The sequence below is a fragment of the Streptomyces viridiviolaceus genome (assembly GCF_014650995.1).
In the GTDB taxonomy this organism is placed as follows: Bacteria; Actinomycetota; Actinomycetes; order Streptomycetales; family Streptomycetaceae; genus Streptomyces; species Streptomyces viridiviolaceus.
The window spans coordinates 26797-45992 of sequence record NZ_BMWA01000020.1; the positions used below are offsets into that span (position 1 = coordinate 26797).

General features: G+C 69.4%; 13 protein-coding genes and 2 pseudogenes. 7 read left to right on the top strand and 8 right to left on the bottom strand.

From position 1 onward, the window contains the following. Window positions 1-10: 10 nt before the first annotated feature. Window positions 11-1594, top strand: coding sequence for a GMC family oxidoreductase (locus IE260_RS27200; RefSeq protein WP_189876372.1), 1584 nt, complete (start codon window positions 11-13; stop codon window positions 1592-1594). A gap of 37 nt (window positions 1595-1631) precedes the next feature. Then, complete coding sequence (locus IE260_RS27205) at window positions 1632-4004, top strand: ATP-binding protein (protein ID WP_189876374.1); 2373 nt, start codon at window positions 1632-1634, stop codon at window positions 4002-4004. A gap of 379 nt (window positions 4005-4383) precedes the next feature. On the opposite strand, the gene IE260_RS27210 is transcribed toward IE260_RS27205, so the two are convergent. From IE260_RS27210 to IE260_RS27235, 6 genes and pseudogenes are all read right to left on the bottom strand, one after another. Further along, window positions 4384-6765 carry a S9 family peptidase gene (locus IE260_RS27210; protein ID WP_189876376.1) on the bottom strand — a complete coding sequence of 794 codons (2382 nt, stop codon included), beginning with the start codon at window positions 6763-6765 and terminating at the stop codon, window positions 4384-4386. Window positions 6766-6826: 61 nt separating this feature from the next. Then, complete coding sequence (locus tag IE260_RS27215) at window positions 6827-7852, bottom strand: ABC transporter ATP-binding protein (protein WP_189876378.1); 1026 nt, start codon at window positions 7850-7852, stop codon at window positions 6827-6829. Beyond that, window positions 7849-8896: pseudogene (locus IE260_RS27220) on the bottom strand (ABC transporter ATP-binding protein). Before IE260_RS27220 ends, IE260_RS27215 begins: the two are co-directional and overlap by 4 nt. Next, entirely contained in the window at window positions 8893-9771 is an 879-nt protein-coding gene (locus IE260_RS27225) for an ABC transporter permease (RefSeq protein ID WP_229881312.1), read from the bottom strand. Before IE260_RS27225 ends, IE260_RS27220 begins: the two are co-directional and overlap by 4 nt. Window positions 9772-9842: 71 nt before the next feature. Further along, a complete protein-coding gene (locus IE260_RS27230) occupies window positions 9843-10847 on the bottom strand; it encodes an ABC transporter permease (protein ID WP_189876380.1) in 1005 nt (334 codons plus the stop codon). A gap of 29 nt (window positions 10848-10876) precedes the next feature. Continuing rightward, window positions 10877-12514: an ABC transporter substrate-binding protein gene (locus IE260_RS27235; RefSeq protein ID WP_189876382.1), complete on the bottom strand. Its 1638-nt coding sequence runs from the start codon at window positions 12512-12514 to the stop codon at window positions 10877-10879. 368 nt (window positions 12515-12882) lie between these two features. Between IE260_RS27235 and IE260_RS27240 the strand changes: the two genes are divergently transcribed. Then, window positions 12883-13224 carry a hypothetical protein gene (locus IE260_RS27240; RefSeq protein WP_189876384.1) on the top strand — a complete coding sequence of 114 codons (342 nt, stop codon included), beginning with the start codon at window positions 12883-12885 and terminating at the stop codon, window positions 13222-13224. 610 nt (window positions 13225-13834) lie between these two features. Here the strand turns inward: IE260_RS27240 and IE260_RS41970 are convergent. Beyond that, window positions 13835-13977, bottom strand: a pseudogene (locus IE260_RS41970) (pirin family protein); the annotation flags it as partial. Between the two features lie 543 nt (window positions 13978-14520). On the opposite strand from IE260_RS41970, the gene IE260_RS27245 reads away from it, so the two are divergent. Then, entirely contained in the window at window positions 14521-14979 is a 459-nt protein-coding gene (locus IE260_RS27245) for a hypothetical protein (protein WP_189876386.1), read from the top strand. Window positions 14980-15303: 324 nt separating this feature from the next. On the opposite strand, the gene aztA is transcribed toward IE260_RS27245, so the two are convergent. Further along, window positions 15304-16047 carry a zinc ABC transporter ATP-binding protein AztA gene (gene aztA / locus IE260_RS27250; protein ID WP_189876388.1) on the bottom strand — a complete coding sequence of 248 codons (744 nt, stop codon included), beginning with the start codon at window positions 16045-16047 and terminating at the stop codon, window positions 15304-15306. Between the two features lie 15 nt (window positions 16048-16062). Between aztA and aztB the strand changes: the two genes are divergently transcribed. The 3 genes from aztB to aztC are packed head-to-tail and all read left to right on the top strand — an operon-like array spanning window position 16063 to window position 19154. Further along, on the top strand, window positions 16063-16923 hold the full coding sequence (gene aztB / locus IE260_RS27255) for a zinc ABC transporter permease AztB (RefSeq protein ID WP_189876390.1): 861 nt from the start codon (window positions 16063-16065) through the stop codon (window positions 16921-16923). Between the two features lie 21 nt (window positions 16924-16944). Continuing rightward, window positions 16945-18180 (top strand): hypothetical protein, encoded by a 1236-nt coding sequence (locus IE260_RS27260; protein WP_189876392.1) that lies wholly within the window; start codon window positions 16945-16947, stop codon window positions 18178-18180. Beyond that, window positions 18177-19154: a zinc ABC transporter substrate-binding protein AztC gene (gene aztC, locus IE260_RS27265; RefSeq protein WP_189876394.1), complete on the top strand. Its 978-nt coding sequence runs from the start codon at window positions 18177-18179 to the stop codon at window positions 19152-19154. The genes IE260_RS27260 and aztC overlap by 4 nt, the downstream gene beginning before the upstream one ends. Window positions 19155-19196: the final 42 nt, after the last annotated feature.

Here is a 19196-nt window from a genome sequence, read left to right on the forward strand (position 1 = left end):
GGTGCCGGCCGTGACCACATACGACTACGTCGTCGTCGGCGGTGGTACGGCGGGCTGCGTCCTGGCCGCCCGCCTCTCCGAGAACCCGGATGTCACCGTACTGCTCCTCGAGGCAGGCGGAGACGAACGCCGCCCCGATGTCGAGACCCCCGGCGCCTGGCCGGCCCTCCTGGGCAGCGACGCGGACTGGCGCTACGAGACCACGCGGCAGGAGGTCACCGGCCGGGCCGTGCCCGCGCCCCGCGGCCGCCTGCTCGGGGGATCGGGTTCGATCAACGTGATGGCCCACCTGCGCGGACACCGCGCCGACTTCGACGGGTGGGCGGAGTCGGGCGCCAAAGGCTGGGACTACGACAACGTCCTGCCGTACTTCATGCGGTCGGAGGACGTACCGGGCGGCGACCCGGGATACCGAGGCCGCGGTGGACCGCTCACGCCCCGGCCCATCGCGTCGCCGCACCCGCTCACCGACGCCCACGTCGAGGCCGCACGCCGCGCGGGCCACCGGGTGGCCGCCGATCTCAACGACGGACAGCTGTCGGGCGCGGGCCGGCACGACCTGCTGATCGTGGACGGACGGAGGCAGAGCACGGCCACCGCCTATCTTCGTCCTGCCATGGACCGTCCCAACCTCACCGTGCACACCGGTGCGGTGGCACGGCACCTCGTCGTGAGCAACGGCCGGTGCGTGGGCGTCGCGTACCGGTGGGACGGCCGGCCGGAACGGGCGGCCGCGTCGGAGGAGGTCGTACTGACCGCGGGCGCGGTCGGATCCCCCAGGCTGCTGATGCTCTCGGGCCTGGGCCCGGAAGGCGAGCTACGGGCTCTGGGGATCGAGCCGGTGGCCGACCTTCCCGGCATCGGCCGTAACCTGCAGGACCACATCCTGCTGGCCGGAATCAGGGTCCGGGCCGAGCGGCCGTTGCCGCCGCCGAGCGGCAACTACGCGGAGTCGACGCTCTTCGCCAAGACGGACGCCGCTCAGGTGGCTCCCGAACTGCAGATCCTGCAGGTGCAGGTGGACTACCACCTGCCCTGGCAGAGCCCGGCCGGCAACGCCTTCTCGTTCGGTGTCGGCCACATGCGTCCGCGGAGCCGGGGGAGTGTGCGGCTGGCGTCGGCCGATCCCGACGTCGCACCGCTGATCGACCCGCGGTACCTGAGCGACGACCACGACAACGACCAGTTGATCGCCGGCATCGAGGAGGTCCACCGGCTCGTCGGCACCGGCGCGTTCGACGAATGGGGGGTGCGGTCGCAGACCGAGGACCTTCTGCGGCTGGACCGGTCCGCGCTGGAGCTGGCTGTGCGAAACGCGGTGAGCAGCTTCTTCCATCTGTCGGGTACGTGTCGTATGGGCGCCGGAGGCGACGCGGTGGTCGACCCGGAACTGCGGGTCCATGGAGTGCGGGGCCTGCGCGTGGCCGATGCCTCCGTCATGCCGACGATCGTGTCGTGCAACACGAACGCGGCGACCGTGATGATCGCGGAGAAGGCCGCCGATCTGCTGCGGGGCAGGTCCGCGCCGACGTCCGGTGACGTCGCGACGCCACGCAGGGTGGTGAGGACGGCGAGCCGTCGCAACGCAACGTAATGGAAACGGCAAGGGCATCGCGATGCACCACAGGCTGGTGGACACTACCGGCGTGGTCCGTCATCCAACAGCCGAGATCGGCACGTCCGAGCCCGTGGGAGCGCTGCCGCTGGAGCTGACGCGGTTCATCGGACGTCGGCGGGAGTTGGCGCTCACGCGCCACGCACTGGAGCGGGCGCGCCTCGTCACCCTGACGGGGACCGGGGGAGTGGGCAAGACCCGACTCGCTCTGCGCATGGCCAGGGAGCTCTCACGGGCCTTCGAGGACGGCGTGCGGTTCGTCGCGCTCGGTGACCTTCAGGACCCGGCCCTGCTGGGACACACGGTCAACACCGCCGTGGGGATCCGCGAGACCTCGGCGCGATGGCAGCTCGACACCCTCGTGGAGCATCTGCGGGACCAGCAGATGCTGCTGGTGCTCGACAACTGCGAGCACCTGGTCGAGGAGGCCGCGAGCCTGGTCGACGCGCTGCTGCGCCGGTGCGAGCGGCTGACGGTCCTGGCGACCAGCCGCCGGGCGCTGAACATCGACGGCGAGGCGGCGGTTCCCGTACCGCCGCTGTCGACGCCGGACCCGCAGCGCGCCCTCACTCAGGAGGCGATCGCCGAGAGCGAGGCGGTCAGTCTCTTCGTCGACCGCGCGTCCGCCGCGGTGCCCGGGTTCGTACTGACCCCCGAGACCGAGGTCCAGGTCGCGGAACTGTGCCGCCTCCTCGACGGGATCCCACTGGCGATTCAGCTCGCGGCGGTCCGGCTCCGGGTCCTGCCGCTGTCCGAGCTGCTGGCCCGCATGGGTGACCGGTACCAGCTGCTGACCCAGGGCAGCCGTGCGGCACCTGCCCGGCACCAGACACTGCGGGCGTCCATCGACTGGACCTTCGACCTGTGCACGCCGTCCGAGCGGCTGCTGTGGAGTCGGTTGGCCGTGTTCCAGGGCGGGTTCGGGCTCGACGCCGCCGAGGCTGTCGCATCCAGTGGGGACATGGACCGCGCATCGGTGTTCGACCTGGTCGCCGGGCTGGTGGAGAAGTCGATTCTCACCAGGGTCATGGACTCGACAGAGCCGCGCTACCACATGCTCGAGACCATCCGGCAGTACGGCGCCGAGCGCCTGGAGAGCGGTGAGTCGGCCGCGCTGGGCCGCCGGCACCGGGAGTGGTTCGTCGGGCTCGCCGAACGTGCCGACGCCGACTGGTCGGGGCCGCGACAGATCGAGTGGCTGCAACGGCTGCGCCGGGAGTACGCGAATCTGCGCGCCGCGTTGCACTCCTGCCTGGCCGAGGCACCGCAGAGCGGAATGCGGCTCGCGTGTTCGATCGAGAACTTCTGGCTCGCCCGAGGCTTCCTCAGTGAGGCCAGGCACTGGCTCGGCCAACTGCTCGCCGTCGCTCCCGAGCCGACCGCCGACCGGGGGCGAGCCGTCAGACTCAGTGCGTGGATGGCCATCCTACAGAGTGACTACGACATGGCGGCGGCACTGCTCGAAGAGGCCGAGCACATCGCCCTCGCCACGGATGACGCGCTACTGAGCGCCTTCGTCAGGCAGACCTGGGGACTGCTGGCCGTGTTCAGGGGTGACCTGGACTTCGCCGCCGGGCGACTCGAGGCGTCCGTGGCCGAGTTCGCACGCCTGGGGCACCGCACGGGCGAAATTCACTCCACCTTCGAGGTCGGTCTCGCGCTGGGTTTCGCCGGGGAGAGCGCACGTGCCTCCGAGTGGCACCGTCGTTGTCAGCGGGTGACGTCCGCGGTCGGTGAGTCGTGGTGGCACTCGTACTCCCTGTGGGCGTACGGCGTCGAGAGATGGCGCCAGGGGGACACCGCCATGGCGGCCGAGCTGGAGCGGGAGAGCCTTCGGCTCAAGCGTCGGCTCGACGACAGGCTGGGCATGGGGGTCTGCCTGGAGGCGATGTCCTGGATCGCTGCCTCCGAGGGTGAGGCGGAACGGGCGGCGCTTCTCCTGGGAGCCGCGGACGCGCTGCTGCGGACGGTGGGCATGCCACTCGAAGGCATCCCGCAGCTGTGGGCCTATCACCTCAAGGGCGAGGGCGATGCTCGCCGGCGCGTGACGGAACGGCGCTTCGGCAGCGCCTACGCGTCGGGCGCGGCGTTGTCCCCCGACGCTGCGGTCGCCTGGGCCCTGAACGAGATCCCGGAACCCTCTGGGCAGGCGCCGGAGCCGGACGCCGACCCCCTCACCAGGCGAGAGCGCGAGGTAAGCGAGCTGGTGGCGGAGGGCCTGACCAACCGGGAGATCGCGTCCCGACTGGTCATCTCCGTACGCACCGCGGAGAAACACGTCGACAACATCATGTCCAAGCTGGGCGTGGTCAACAGGACTCAGATCGCCACGCACGTGACGGCCTCGCCCGTGGGTGTGGCGTCCCCGACCACGTCTTCGCGCCCGTGAGCTCGCCGTTTGCCGCTCCTGCTGCGCTACCGATCGTTCGGAAGCCGAGCGAAGTTTCTTCGACTTCTCGCCAGCCAGGTCGGTGAACGAACGTCCTGGTGACCTCGTTGCGCAACGACCAGAGCGCCGGTCACTCCTCTCCGCTGTGCACATCGGCCTCGACAACGAGGCGGTCCCCCGAGTGGCGTCGATGGTGTGTCGCCTGTGCCGCCGGCGGCCCTGCTGGTGGTGGCGGTCAGGCGGTGGCGACGGCCGGCAGGACACTCAAGCGGCAGCTCGGACCGACCCGCACGTGCGTCGGGTCTCCGGGCGGGCACCCAAGGCGTACCAGCCCAGCGCGAGCAACGGCCGTGACCGTCACCGCAGCGGAACCGTCCGGTCAGGTCTCGGACAGCCGCCGGCCCGGCGTCACCCCCAGCCGGTGATGACGCAGTGGGGTGCGGCCCTGCACGTGCTCGACGAAGTAGTCCCACAGCCGCTTCTGGTAGTAGGGCTCCGTCGTGTAGTAGTGCGAGCGGCCGGGCATGGGGAGCAGGTCGAAGTCCTTGCCGGCCTGGACCAGCTTGTCCAGGAACTGCAGCAGCACCGGGGGCTCGCACTCCTCGTCGATGTCGCCGTAGACCAACATCAGGCGTCCCTGGAGCCGGTCGACATGCGTCGCGGGGTCCCAGACGGTGTGACTGGGCGCGCGTTCGTCGGGCCGCAGGCGCACGGTCCGCCCGTCGCCGTAGTCCGGTCTCCCGAAGTGGGCCTCGGTGATCCACGCCTGGCTGCCGTCGGCGCCCAACGCCGGCGAACTGCAGAACCCGACCTTGTAGAAGTCGGGCTCGAGGAGCAGACACATGAGTGTGGCGTAGCCGCCCGAGGAGTGGCCGTTCACGCCGACGCTCGAGATGTCCATCCAGGGCCTGGAACGCGCCAGCTCCTCGATCGCCGCGCGGTGGTGGGCGATGCCGAAGCGGTCCTCGTGGTCCCAGGTCATGTCGCGGAAGGCGCGCGAGCGGACCGGGGTGCCCGGGCCGTCCAGGACGACCACGACGAAGCCCAGGTCCGCCAGCGCGTGCAGGCCGAACATGAACGAGCCGTTGAGTCCTTCGAGGAAGCTGCGGGGCTGCGCGAGCACCTGGTGGCCGCCGTAGATCCGTTCGATCACCGGCCAGGGTTCGCCGTCGTCGAAGCGACGTGGCTTGACGATGACACCCCACACGTCGGTCTTTCCGTCGGCGGCCTTCGCGCGGAACGTCTCCGGGAAGCGCCACCCGAGCTCCTCGAGACCGCTGATGTCGGCCCGGGCGAGTTCGGTGACGGTGTTGCCCTCTCCGTCCCGCAGGAGTGTGACGGTCGGCAGGTCCACCCGCGAGATGTTGTCGACGAAGTAGCGTCCCGACGGGGAGACGCAGGAACGGAGTTCGAAGGGCTGCGCTCCCCACTCGCGCCACACGGTCCCCTGGGGGACGGGCGGAAACGCGTGATCCGCGTCCTCGGGCGTGAGGCAGGCGAGTCCGGCGTTGGGGCCGTCCCCGTCGAGGTCGACGCGGTGGAGGCGGCGCAGGTAGGGGTTGGCGCCCGGCTGCGTGCCGCCGGTGGTGAAGAATGCGTGCCTGTCGGTGACGCGGACCAGGTCCTGGACCACCCATTCCCCCGCGGTCAGCTGTCGGGGCGCGCCCGTGGCCACGTCGATCACCCACAGGTGCGGCCAGCCGTCCTCGAAGGTGAACCAGATGAACTGGCCGCGCTCCGGTAGATAGCGCACGTTGTCGTCGTGGAACCAGATGTTGTTGAACCGGAACATGTGGTCGTGTTCGAGGTGGACCACGCGGACCGAGCCGGTGGCCGCGTCGATCTCGACCAGCGCGGCGGCGTCCTGCGCGAAGGTGCCGGCGAGGGCCAGCACAGTGCCGTGCTCGGTCCACCAGCAGTGCCACGGCTGGATCAGCAGCCCGTCGGGCAGCGGGTCGACGACGGTCTGCTCACCGGTGGCGGCGTCGATCACGTGCCACAGCCATCGCGTTTCCTCGGCGTCGCCGAAGAGCTTGCGGCGGACGCGATGGACGCGCGGGAGGACGGAGCCGTCGTGGGTGACGCTCTCCAGGTAGGGATAGGCGCGAACCCTCCGCTCGTCCACGCGGGCGACGAACAGCCGACGGCCGTCGGGCGACCAGAAGCAGCCCTGTGTGGTGTGAGGGGCACCGGCTCGGTCGCGGCCGACGCGACCGAGCCGGTCGTAGTCGTTGTCGGGGGCCTCCGCCCAGCCGAAGTGCTCGACCCCACCGGTGGTGAGCTGCCGCTCGAAACCCCGGCCGTCGCGCACCCAGAGGTTGTGATCGCGGACGAACGCCTCCTGGCCGTCGGGGCCGCGGAACGCGTCGGCCGCCGGCATGGGCGCCTCGCTCACCGAGCCGTCCTTGTCGATCCGGACCCGGCCCTCACGGCCGGCGACCACTGCCACGATCGCCTCACCGTCGTACTCGAATGTCTCCACCGGGAGCGACCGCGGCTCGGCACCGAGCGCACGGGCCACCACGTCGTGGTCGAACGCCGGGCGCCTCTCCCCGGTGGTGGCGTCGAGCAGGACGTACTCGTGACCGTCACGGTGCTCGTGCTTGAACCAGAAACGGTCTTCGCCGTCGAGCCATGTCGGAACGATCACGGCGTTCGTGACGCGGCGGAGCAGCTCGGTCGGCCAGAGCTCCTCGGCGCGGGTGTACTCCTCAGCCGTGAGCCGGTCCCGTGCGGGTGCCGTCGGCTTCTCGGTGGTCATGTGAGGGCTTCCTCCTGGTTCGGCTGAGAAGAGTGCGGGATTTCGAGCGGTACGCCGGGAGCTACGGCACGCCGACCGTCGCCGGCCCGGGTGCGGCGGTGATGGTGCCGGCGGCGATCGCGTCGGCCCAGTGGCACGCGACTCTGTGCCCGTCCCCCATGTCGCGCAGTACGGGCCGCTGGTCGTGACAGCGGGTCGTCTGCCGGAACGCGCACCGGGTGTGGAACCGGCATCCCGAGGGGGGAGCGACCGGCGACGGAGGGTCGCCGAGGAGCACGATGCGCTCACGCGCCCGCTCGACCACCGGGTCGGGAATCGGCACGGCCGACATCAGGGCCTTGGTGTACGGGTGGCGGGGCTGCCGATAGAGGGTCTCGCTCTCGGCCTGTTCGACGACGCCGCCGAGGTACATCACGGCGACCTCGTGCGACACGTGCCGGACCACGGCGAGGTCGTGCGCGATCACCAGGTAGGTGAAGCCGTGTTCACGCTGGAGTTCCTCCAGGAGGTTGAGGATCTGGGCCTGGATGGACACGTCGAGCGCGGAGACCGGCTCGTCCGCGACGATCAGGCGTGGATGGAGAGCGAGTGCTCGCGCGATCCCGAGGCGTTGTCGCTGCCCACCCGAGAACTCGTAGGGGTACTTCCGCGCCGCCGAGGTCGGCAGACCCACCTGGTCGAGCAGTTCGCGTACCTTCGTGGTGGCGTCGAACTCGACGCCGTGGGCGCGCAGCGGCTCGGTCAGCAGCCTGGCCACGCTGTGCCGGGGGTTGAGGCTGGCCAGCGGGTCCTGGAAGACCATCTGCATCCTCTGCCGCATCCGGCGCAGGGATTCACCGGTCAGACCCCCGACATCGGTGCCGTCGAAGGTTACGGACCCTTCGGTCACCGGCGCCAACCGCAGGATCGCCTTGCCCAGCGTCGACTTGCCGCACCCGGATTCGCCGACCAGCCCGAGCGTGTGTCCCTCGGGGATGTCCAGGTCGACTCCGTCGACGGCCTTCACGGTGCCGGCCCGGCGGCCGAAGAGGGACGCTTCACGGACCGGGTAGTGAACCTTCAGATTCCGCACGTGGAGCAGGTTCACCGGGCGGCCTCCCTCGGACTCCGGTTCTCCTCGCCTGCACCGAGCGGATGGAAGCAGCGCACGGCGCGAAGGCCCTCGGGGGTCAGTTCCGGCGGGTTGGTGGTGCAGGCGTCGGTTCGGTTCGCACATCTCGGTGAGAACGCGCAGCCTTCGGTCCACGGCAGGACCTGGGTGGGCGATCCCGGGATCGGGCGCAGCGGGACCCCGCGCGGCGCGTCCAGTCGGGGAACGCTCTCCAGGAGCCCGCCGCTGTACGGGTGCCGCGGCCGGACGAAGAGGTCGGCACAGGGGCGCCTTCTCGACGATCCGGCCGGAGTACATGATGTTGACCTCGTCGCAGAGTCCCGCGACCACGCCGAGGTCGTGGGTGATCATCAGCAGTGCGGCGCCGGTCTCCGACACGAGTTCCTTGAGTACCTCCAGCACCTGGGCCTGAATCGTGACGTCGAGCGCGGTGGTGGGCTCGTCGGCGATCAGCAGGCGCGGTTCACAGGCGAGGGCGATCGCGATCAGCACGCGCTGTCGCAGACCGCCCGACAACTGGTGCGGATACTCCTTCAGCCTCCGTGCGGGGTCCGGGATCCCGACCTTGGCGAGCAGATCACCCGCACGATCGCGTGCCTCCGCCTTCGACACGTCGAAGTGCCGCCTGATCACCTCGGTGATCTGGAGACCTATGGGTACGACGGGATTGAGTGAGGTCATCGGGTCCTGGAACACCATGGCGATGGCCCGCCCGGAGAGCCGGCTGCGTTCGCGCGGCGACATGGCCAGGACGTCGCTTCCCTGGAAGCGGGCCGTCCCGTCGACGTGCGCGCCGCGTCGCGGCAGCAGTCCCATGACGGCCAGCGAGGTGACGGACTTGCCGCTGCCCGACTCGCCCACGAGTCCGACATGCTGACCCGGAAGGATCCGGAAGGAGACCTCGTCCACGGCGCGGACCGGGGGCTCCTCCTTCCTGCTGAAGGTGACCGAGAGGCGGTCGACGTCCAGCAGGGGTGCGGGCCCGTCCCCTGCGCTTGCGGCTTCGGTCGGCCGGGTCATCGGCGACTCCTCGGGTCTAGGGCTTCACGCATGGTCTCGCCGAGGAGAGTGAAGCCCAGCGCGGTGACGGCGATCGCGATGCCGGGATACAGGGCGAGCTGCGGCGCGACATCGAAGCGGTCCTGGGCCGCGACCAGCATGCGGCCCCATTCGGCGACCGCCGGGTCCGACTCACCCAGACCGAGGAAGGACAGGGACGCCACTTCGATGATCGCCGTGGCCAGGCTCAACGTCGCCTGGACGATGGTGGGCCCGACGGAGTTCGGCAGGATGTGTCCCACCACGATCTGCCGCTTGCGCAGACCCAGCGCGTGGGCGGCCACGACGTAGTCCTCGCCGCTCTGCCCCAGCATCGAACCCCGTAGGAGCCGGGCGAAGAACGGCACCTGGGCCGCTCCGACGGCCAGGATGACGGACCATGAGTTGGCGCCGAGCACCGCCGCGATGCTGATGGCCACCAGCAGGCTGGGGACGGAGAGCATGATGTCGACCAGACGCATGAGGATGTTGTCGACGCGGCGCCCCCAGCGGCCCCCGACCGTGGCGAACCCGCCGGACATCGCGCCGAGTACGGCGCCGACGGTGAGTCCGATGACGGTCGACACCAGCCCGAGGACGAGCGACGTGCGGGCGCCGTAGACCATCTGCGTCCACAGGTCCGAGCCGAAGCGGTCCAGGCCGAGGAGGTGCGCCGAGTTGGGCTCGGGCCCGGAGTCGAGCGTGACCTCGTCGGCCCACTCCACCGACGCGGGTTCATACGGTGTCAGCACGGGCGCGCAGACGGCGACCGCGACGAAGCAGAGGACGATGACGGCGCCGGTGATCGCGGCCGGGTTGCGCTTGAAGCGCCGCCAGGCCGATCGAGTGAGGCTCACACCGGCCGCGTCCGGACCGGCGGGCCCCGGCATCGAGCCGGGTCCGGTTGCGGGAGAAGGCGACAGCGCGGTCATGACAGGCGCACCCGGGGATCGATGACACCGTACGCGACGTCCACGGCGAGGTTGATCAACGAGTAGAACACCGCGATCAACAGAACGAACCCTTCGATGACGGGGTAGTCGCGTGTGGAGATCGCCTCGAAGAGGTAGTGACCGATACCGGTGAAGTTGAAGACGGTCTCGGTCAGTACGGCACCCGACAGCAGCATGCCGGCCATGAGCCCGACGGTGGTCACCACGGCCAGCAGTGCGTTGCGCAGCACGTGGCGGCGTGACACGGTCATGACGGAGAGACCCTTGCTGCGCGCGGTGCGGACGTAGTCCTCGCCCAGCACCTCGATCACGGAGGCCCGGGTGATGCGGGCGATGTAGGCCATGGCCATGGTTCCCAGCGCGATGGCCGGCAGGATCAGGTGCACGAAGGCGTCCCACGCGGCGTCCCACTCCCGGGTCAGGATGCCGTCGAGCACGTAGAAGTCGGTGACATGGGTCGCGTCGATCCGTGGATCCTGCTGGCCTCCGGTCGGCAGCCAGTGGAGCCAGTCCGCGAAGACGAGCCGGAGCAGGATGGCGACGAAGAACACCGGCGTCACCACGCCGAGCAGCGAGCCCGAGACGAGAAGCGTGTCAGGCCACCGCCCCTGGTGGCGAGCCGCGAGATACCCGAGGGGGATTCCGACGACGACGGCGATCAGCAGCGCGGCGGCACCAAGCTGCAGCGTCGCCGGGAGCTTGTCGAAGAAGCTCTCCAACACGGGTCGCCCATCGCTGATGGACCGGCCGAAGTCTCCGCTGAACAGCGGTTTCAGGTGCGCGACGTACTGCTCCGGCAGAGACTTGTCGAGGCCCAACCGGGCGCGGACGTCCGCGACGGCCTCCGGGGTGGCGTGCCGGCCCAGGAGGGCGCGCGCCGGGTCTCCCGGCAGGGCCCGGACCCAGATGAACAGCAGCACGGACAGACCGAACAACACGGGCACCAGTTGGAGCAGTCGCCGCACGACGAAGCCGAGCATGGGTTCTCCCTTTTATGATCGGTGCCGGTTCAGCCGAGGGAGACCGTGTGGAACATCTCCTGACTGATCGGACTCGCGACGAATCCGGAGACCTCGGGGTCGAGTCCGATCGAGGACGGGGAACTGGCGAACGGTACACCCGGCAGGATCTGCATGATCCGCTTCGACAACGCCGCGTACACCTCGTTCTGCTCCTTCCGGCCCGGAACGGTCTGAGCGTGCGCCAGGTCCTTGTAGAGCTCCGGGTCGTCGAACCCCCACTCGAGGCTGGGGAATCCGAAGGCCAGACCGATGAAGCTGTCGGCAAGGTTCACCTGGCCGATCCAGCAGCTCATCTCGATGTCGTGGTCGGAGGTGCCGTAGATCCGGTCGCTGAACTCGGAGGACGGAATCGCCACCGGCTTGATCTTCAGCCCGACAGCCTCGATCTGCTTGCGCAGGATGTTCAAGGTGTCCGCGGGCGCCGGCAGGCAGGCGCTGCCGCCGCCGCTCTGGTAGTTCAGCTCGAGCGATGTACCGACCGCGCCGGCCTCCCTCAGCAACCGGCGGCTCTTCTCCGGGTCGTTCGCGTACTCCGGGACGTCCTCGGCCCAGCCCTGCATCCCCTTGGGCAGCCATTGATCGGCTTCCACGGTGCCTTTCGGGAAGCTCGCGCCGATCACGGCCTTCCGGTCGATGGCATGGGCGATCGCCTGCCGTACGCGAGGGTCGTCCAGCGGCTTCCGCTTCTGGTTGAAGCCGAGGAACGCCAGCGTGAAGGGGCGTCGGGTCTCCACCCGGAAACCCTCGCGGTCGAGAGTTCCGACATCGGTGGGGGAAACGGAGTCCGCGCCGTTCACCTCTCCGTTGCGCAGTGCCGCCACGCGCTCCTTGGAGTCCGGTTTCGACACGAAGACGAGCCGGTCCACCTTGGCCTTGGCGCCCCAGTAGTCGTCGTTCCGCTCCATGACGACTTCCTTGCCGCGGTCCCAGGACTCCAGCGTGAACGGCCCGGTGCCCACCGGGTGCGCCGTCGAGTACGCGGTGGTGTTCGGGTTCGAAGCCCCGTCGTCCTGGTACTTCTTGAGCGCCTTCGGGCTCTGCATGGCGAACTGCGGCATCGTGAGGGCGTCGATCAGGCCCGCGAACGGCTTCTTGAGCTCGATGACCGCCTCGTGCGCGCCCGCAGCGGTGCAGGACTTGTAGAGCGCGCTGTCGGCGGTGGGGCCCGTGGCGAAACCGTGAAAGAAGTATCCGTAGTAATAGGCGAAGTTCGCGGACTGGGCCGTCCTCGGCAGGTTGTACCAGCGGTCGAAATTGAAGCACACGGCCTCGGCGTCGAACGGTGCCCCGTCATGGAAGGTCACGCCCTCGCGGAGGGTGAACCTGTACGCGAGGCCGTCCTTGCCGACGGTCCATCCGGTCGCGAGCCGCGGCTCGGCCCGGACGTCTCCTGACGCCACACCCGTCAGGCCCTCGAACACCTGAGCAGCGACGAGTCCGCTCTGCATGTCCTGAGTGAAGACCGGGTCGAGACTCGCCGGGTCGTCGGAGGTCGCGTAGGCGAACGTGCCGCCACCACGGCCCTGCTTCGAGCCGCTGTCGCGTTTGCTCTCCGCGCAACTGGTCACGCTCAGCGCCAGCGCGATCGCGGTGGCCGTGGTGACGAAGCCTCTCGCCCTGCTCATGCGCACTAGGTTCCCTTCATGGCGGTGGAGTCGCGGGATAGCGATACGGCCGACCGGTTGGTATGTAACTTCCGGCATCACTGGTTGTGCTGGCTGATAGATGCCCAGGAACTGCGCGCTTGCGCGCTACCCGTCGTTCCGTGAGCAACCCAGCCACTGAAAGTACAAACTAATTGGTCGGTACGCTAGGCTCACCCGCCCAAGCTGGTCAAGACGTCGATGGTGAACACGAGTTGGTTGTCCGAGGACTTCCCGAGCTCCGACCGGGTGGCAGGCGGAGCAGCACGGCTGCGGAATGCCGAAGCCCGGCCGTCCAGGGCGCCAGACTGCCCAGTGCCCATCGTCACCGCGGATTCCGGAGCTTCCTCATGCCGCAGTCCTCCACCGGATCGACCGAAGCGGACACCTTCCTGGTCGTGTGCGGTCACACTCATCTGTTTCCGGGTGCCCGTTGCCGCCTCCAGGGGCTTTCCGATCCTCAAGCCTTCGCGGCAGACCCGTGGCCGATCGACCTGGACCTGTGCTTTTCCGACGATGTCGTCACTGAGGCCGAGTTGCGTATCGAAGACACGGCGCGCCCCGTACACACGGTCTCGGCCTGCACCACCGGCGCCGGCGCTCCCGTCGACGGTCGTAGCTGGCTGATCCGGGAGTTCGTCCGAACGGGAGACGAGGTCGAGCTGACGATCGGCAGCCCTGCCTGGACCTGAACACCGCATTCGGTGGTCCACCGGCCGGTGCATCGGCGGATGACTCGGCCGCGGGAACCGGCCCATTCGTCTTCCTGCCCGACTACAGCTCAACGTTCTGGGCGCTGAGGCAAGTGGCCATGCCAGGCGGCGGCCCGTTGGTCGAGGGCCCGGGCTCCGTCGTCGCCTACCAGGACGCCGACTACGCCCGCTCGTAAGCCGACTTCGCCTGTGAGCAGGACGAAATCGCAGCAGCCAGGTGTCGACTCGAACGCCTCGCGGCCCGTCTTCGTGATCGGCAACTGGTCCGTGCCTCGAAGCAGAAGTACGCCCTCGCTCCGGAGTCCTCCAAGTGGTGAGCGATCTCCCGCTCGGTGAGCAGGATCTTCGGTTCGGGAGCTGCGGAGAGGCCGGTTGAACAGGAGCTGGCGTTCCGTCAGTAAAGTCAGCAAGAGGTCAGCAAAAGGATGGCCAGAGGCGCTTACACACGGCCACACCCTGGAATCGCTCGCCGCCCCACCCCGGGCGCTTGGCCGGAACGTCTACCCTCCTGGCAGCCCGTCCGGGCGCTGAGAGGCAGAAGCACACAGGCCCGCGCCTCCCGGGAGCCAGCACCTGACAACCGAGCGGGTCAGCGCGTGTTCCCGCGCGGCTTCAACGGGACATTCGGGAGCTCGGGAGCCGGCAGCGGGGCGCCGTCGTAACCGCTCACCTCGCCGAATCTCCGCCCTCCAACCAGTCCTTGCGCGCCTGCACGATCTCCCCCGTTGACCGCGCGTGGCCGCCCGCTGGCCCATCGCGATCAACCTGATCGCTGGGAGTCTGCTGGGCGCCTGGGTCGGAGCGAGCTGGGCGGTGCCCTGACGGGCGGAGTCGTGGCCGGCTTCGGCGTCGGGACAGTCGGGGCGATCACGGGCGTGGCCGGTCTTCGGCGCCTGCGGGTGACGGCGAAGAAGGCCGTCCCGCGAGCGCCGTTGCGGTGCCGCCCAGGAATACGGCGTTCCCAGCACCGCTCGGGGCCATCGAGCCGTCGCTGTCTGAGGAACCGCGGGCCGAGGGCGCATCGTCACCGGCCACTCCGGTGCCGGATGAACCGTCGTCCTCCGTGCCCGTTTCGCCCGTGTCGTTGGAGGTGCCGTTGCCCCTTTCGTCGCCGGGTCAGCCGGCGTTCGGGCTCTCATCGAAGGCTGCGCGAGCTGTACCCGCACTGCGTGCGCACGTCCACACCGACGACGGATCGGTGCACGTGCACGCGGACAGCGTCGCATCGTTGTCGGAGGCGCACCCCACCGACGCCGCCATCCCGATGAGGACCACATGTTGGTCCAGCGTGCCAGGGCCGCGCCGACGGGCGGTGACTCCTTCGCCATCGACGCGTACGCGTTCACCGAGGGGCTCGTCGCGGCAGACCCCGCGCTCCTGTACTTCCTCAGCGGCAGCGACGTCGATCTCTACGGTGCATGGGCGGGAGTGAGCGGGCTCCGGGCCACACCGCGCGTCGCCCGGCACATCGGGTACACCGTACGGGAACACGGGTGCTACCCCTGGCCGGACGGCGCAGTCCCGATGTACCGCCACCCGGCCGAGGACCACATGAGCGCCATGCTGCACCGTTTCCAGGATGCGGTGCACGCCCTCGAACTCCGACTGCCGCGCTTCCGGCTCGCCGAGACGGTGATACTCGTCGACAACTATCCCTGCTGGCGCGGTCGGGACCCGCACACCGGCGAGCGCACCGTCCGTATCCTCACCCTGCTTACGGCGGATGCCTGCTGAGCGACACCGGTACCGCAAGCGCGCCGCTGCCCTGGTGGAGGTCCCGGGTGGAACGGCGGGGCCCGCAGCCGGCTTTGGACACAGCCTGGCAGCGTCCGATGCCACGCCGTGATCACCTGCCGTGTCCTCACCCTCGCTCGCCGCGAGGTACGTTGGCATCCGCGTCGATCATGTGCGGGTCCCGGGCCGGAGAGCGTCCAGGGGTAGCAGCCGGGCCTGCGGTGCGCTCAGGGTCCGGTGACGTGCACCAGGCGAGCACCTCGGCTCCCGGTAACGGGCTGGCGATCTCGGCGGGGCGGTGGTGGTTGGCTGTGCTGCCGGTCCTCAGAGTGGTTGCCAGACGCGGGCCAGCGCCGATGTGGTGAGGACCTGGTCCGGATACCCCTGTCCGGCGAGGCGGCCGTCCTGGAGCAGGAGGCATGTGTCCGCCGTGCGTGCTACCTCCAGGTCGTGCGTGGCCTGGATGACCGTCACCCCGTCGGCGACGAGTGCCGTCAGCAGTGTCCCGATCCGCTCCCTCGCCTCCGGATCCAGACCTGTGGTCGGCTCATCGAGGAGCAGAAGGTCCGACTCCTGGGCCAATCCTTGTGCGATGAGCGCGCGTTGACGCTGTCCACCCGACAGCTCGCCCAGTTGGCGTGACGCGAGGTCCCGGATCTCGAGCCGGTCGAGTGCCCCGTCCACGGCCGCGTGGTCCTGGCGGGTCAGCCGGCGCCACGGGCCGCGCTTGCCCCAGCGCCCCATCTCCACGGTCTGCCGGACGGTGAGCGGCAGGGTGTCGCCGACGGCTCCGCGCTGCGGTACGAACGCGGGTGGCAGATCCCCGGTGCAGTGGAGATCACCGGATGTCGGACGGATCACACCGGCGAGCACGCCGAGCAGGGTCGACTTGCCGCTGCCATTCGGTCCCACGAGCACCGTTGTGGCCAACTTCGGTATCTGCGCGCTGATTTCACGAAGCACTGGGCGGCTTGAGTAGCCGGCGCACAACCCGGAGAAGTGGAGGTGAGCAGCCCGCTCCGGGGGTGAGGTGGGCGAGGGCTGCGTTTTATTGAACATGGTTTTCATTGTACTGTCCTCGGCATGGAATGGCTGACGGCCCCCTTCGAGGTGACCTTCGTGCAACGAGCCCTGTGGGGCGGGATACTCGTGTCCGCGATCTGCGCGCTGGCGGGCACCTGGGTGGTGCTGAGGGGAATGGCCTTCCTCGGTGACGCCATGTCCCACGGGTTGCTGCCGGGTGTCGCGCTGGCCGCGCTGCTCGGCGGAAATCTGATGGTGGGGGCCGTGACCAGCGCCGTCGTCATGACGGCGGGCGTCACCGCGCTCGGCCGTACACCAAGGCTGTCCCAGGACACCGGCATCGGGCTGCTGTTCGTGGGCATGCTCTCGCTCGGCGTGATCATCGTCTCGCGCTCGCAGTCCTTCGCGGTCGACCTGACCGGCTTTCTCTTCGGTGACGTCCTCGCCGTCCGGCAGCAGGACCTCCTCGTGCTCGCGGCGGCGTTGCTCGCGGCGCTGGTGGTGTCGGTGCTCGGTCACCGCGCGTTCCTGGCCCTGGCGTTCGACGAGCGCAAGGCCCACACTCTGGGGCTGCGGCCGCGCCTGGCCCACGCCGTGCTGCTCGGCCTGCTCGGTCTGGCGATCGTGGCCTCGTTCCACATCGTGGGAACGCTGCTCGTCCTCGGACTGCTCATCGCACCCCCGGCGGCCGCTCTGCCCTGGGCCCGCAGCGTGCGCGGGGTCATGGCGCTCGCCGCCCTGCTCGGCGCCACCGCCACGTTCTTCGGCCTGCTGCTGTCCTGGCACCTGAGCACTGCCGCCGGCGCGACCGTCGCGGCCCTCGCGGTGAGCCTGTTCTTCCTCTCTCACGTGCTGTCCGGGCTGCGGTACCGCCGTGCGCGCCACGCCCCCGCCCCGGCCCCTGTACTCGAAGTCAACTGAAAGAAGCCTGAGGCGATCGCCATGACCGTCCGCAGAAACGTCACTCCGTGGGCTTCGGCCGCATTGGTGCTCACCGCGCTGCTCGCCACAGGCTGCGCGGGAGACAAGAACAACGACTCCCGCTCCGCGCCGAGTTCCCTCTCCGCCACTCCGCACGGGTACGTCGAGGGAGCACAGGAGGCCGCCGAGCAGCAGTCCCGGCTCCTCCTGAACGACCCCGACAGCGGAAGCAGCGGGGTTCTCGACCTCATCACAGGCAAGGTGCACAAGACCGCTCAGGTGAAAGGCGCCGTTCGGCTGGGTACGGACGGCAGGTTCGGCTACCTCCACACGTCCAGCGGCACCCATGTGCTCGACAGCGGCGCCTGGATGGTGGACCACGGGGACCACGTCCACTACTACAGCGCGGCGATACGGGACGTCGGTGAGCTTCCCGTGGACAGCCGGGCACAGGTGCGCAGCGATGTCGCCGTGACCGCGGTGACGGACGAGGACGGGCGCGCCGCTCTCTACGACCGAGGCGAGCTGGAGACGGGCAGCATCGCCTCCCTCCGGACGCTGCCGGGCACCTATACCGGCGCCGTCGTGCCGTACGAGGAGCACCTGCTTGCCTTCGCGGACGAGGGCGGCACCTCCAAGCTCGTCGTCCTCGACCGCGAGGGTGAGCGCGTCGCTTCCCCGGACGTGGAGTGCGAGGAGCCGCGAGGAGACGCCGTCACCCGGCGCGGCGTGATCCTGGGCTGCGCCGGCGGCGCCTTGCTCGTCCGTACGCAGGACGGCGCCTTCACCGCCGAGGAGATCCCCTACGGACGGGACGTGCCGGCGAAGGAGCGGGTCACCGCTTTCCGTCACCGGCCCGGCAGCGACACCCTCACCGCCCCGGCCGGAGACGACGCCGTATGGGTTCTCGATGTCGCCGAGCGGACCTGGACCCGGGTGGAGACCGGACCGGTCGTCGCGGCCAACACAGCCGGTGAGGGCTCCCCGCTGCTCGTCCTGGAGACCGACGGCTCGCTGCACGGCTATGACATCGCCACCGGAAAGCAGGCCGCGCGGACCAAGTCGCTCCTGACGGGAGGAAAGCGGGCCGGCCCCGACGGCAGCGCCCCCGTCATCGAGGTCGACCGCAGCCGCGCCTACGTCAACGACCCCGACGGAAAGAAGGTGTTCGAAATCGACTACAACGACGGTCTGCGTATCGCGCGCTCCTTCGACCTGGACGTCAAGCCGGTCCTCATGGCGGAGGCCGGACGATGAGCCGGACCCGGGTGAAGCAGCGCGCGAGGGTGGGCATCGCACGCCTGCGCAGTCTGATCGTGGGCCTGCTCAGCCTCGTCACAGCCGCCACCGCCACCGCCTGCACCACCGACGACGATCAGCCCGGCATCGTCGTCACGACCAACATCCTCGGCGACGTCACCCGGGAGATCGTCGGTGCCGAAGCCGACGTCACCGTCCTGATGAAGCCCAACGCCGACCCGCACTCCTTCGGCCTCTCGGCGGTGCAGGCCGCCGAGCTGGAACAGGCTGACCTGGTCGTCTACAACGGCCTGGGACTCGAGGAGAACGTACTGCGGCACGTGGATGCCGCCCACGAGTCCGGCGTCGCCACCTTCGCGGCCGGCGAGGCGGCCGACCCGCTCACCTTCCATACGGCCGACGACGGCGGTCCTGAGGGCGAGGAAGGACAGCCCGACCCGCACTTCTGGACCGACCCCGACCGGGTGCGTAAGGCCACCGGTCTGATAGCCGACCAGGTCATCGAGCACGTCGACGGAGTGGACGCCGACACGATACGCGGCAACGCCGACCGCTACGCCGATGAGCTCACGGACCTCACGGCCTGGATGGAGAAGTCCTTCGACCGCATTCCAGAGGGCAAGCGGGCCTTGGTCACCAACCACCACGTTTTCGGTTATCTCGCCGACCGCTTCGGTTTCCGGGTGATCGGCGCGGTCATCCCCAGTGGCACCACGCTGGCCTCACCCAGTTCCTCGGACCTCCGCTCACTCACCGAGGCGATGGGGAGGGCGGACGTACGCACCGTCTTCGCCGACTCCTCCCAGCCCAAACGGCTCGCAGAGGTGCTGCGTACGGAGATGGGTGGCCAGGTCCGGGTCATCGAACTCTACTCGGAGTCGCTGACCGCCAAGGGCGAGGGCGCCGACACCTACCTGCGGATGATGCGCGCAAACACCACCGCCATGGTCGACGGCCTGACCGGGGCCTGACCCACAGAGTCTCCCTGCCCGCCAGCAGACGGGCCGACGTCG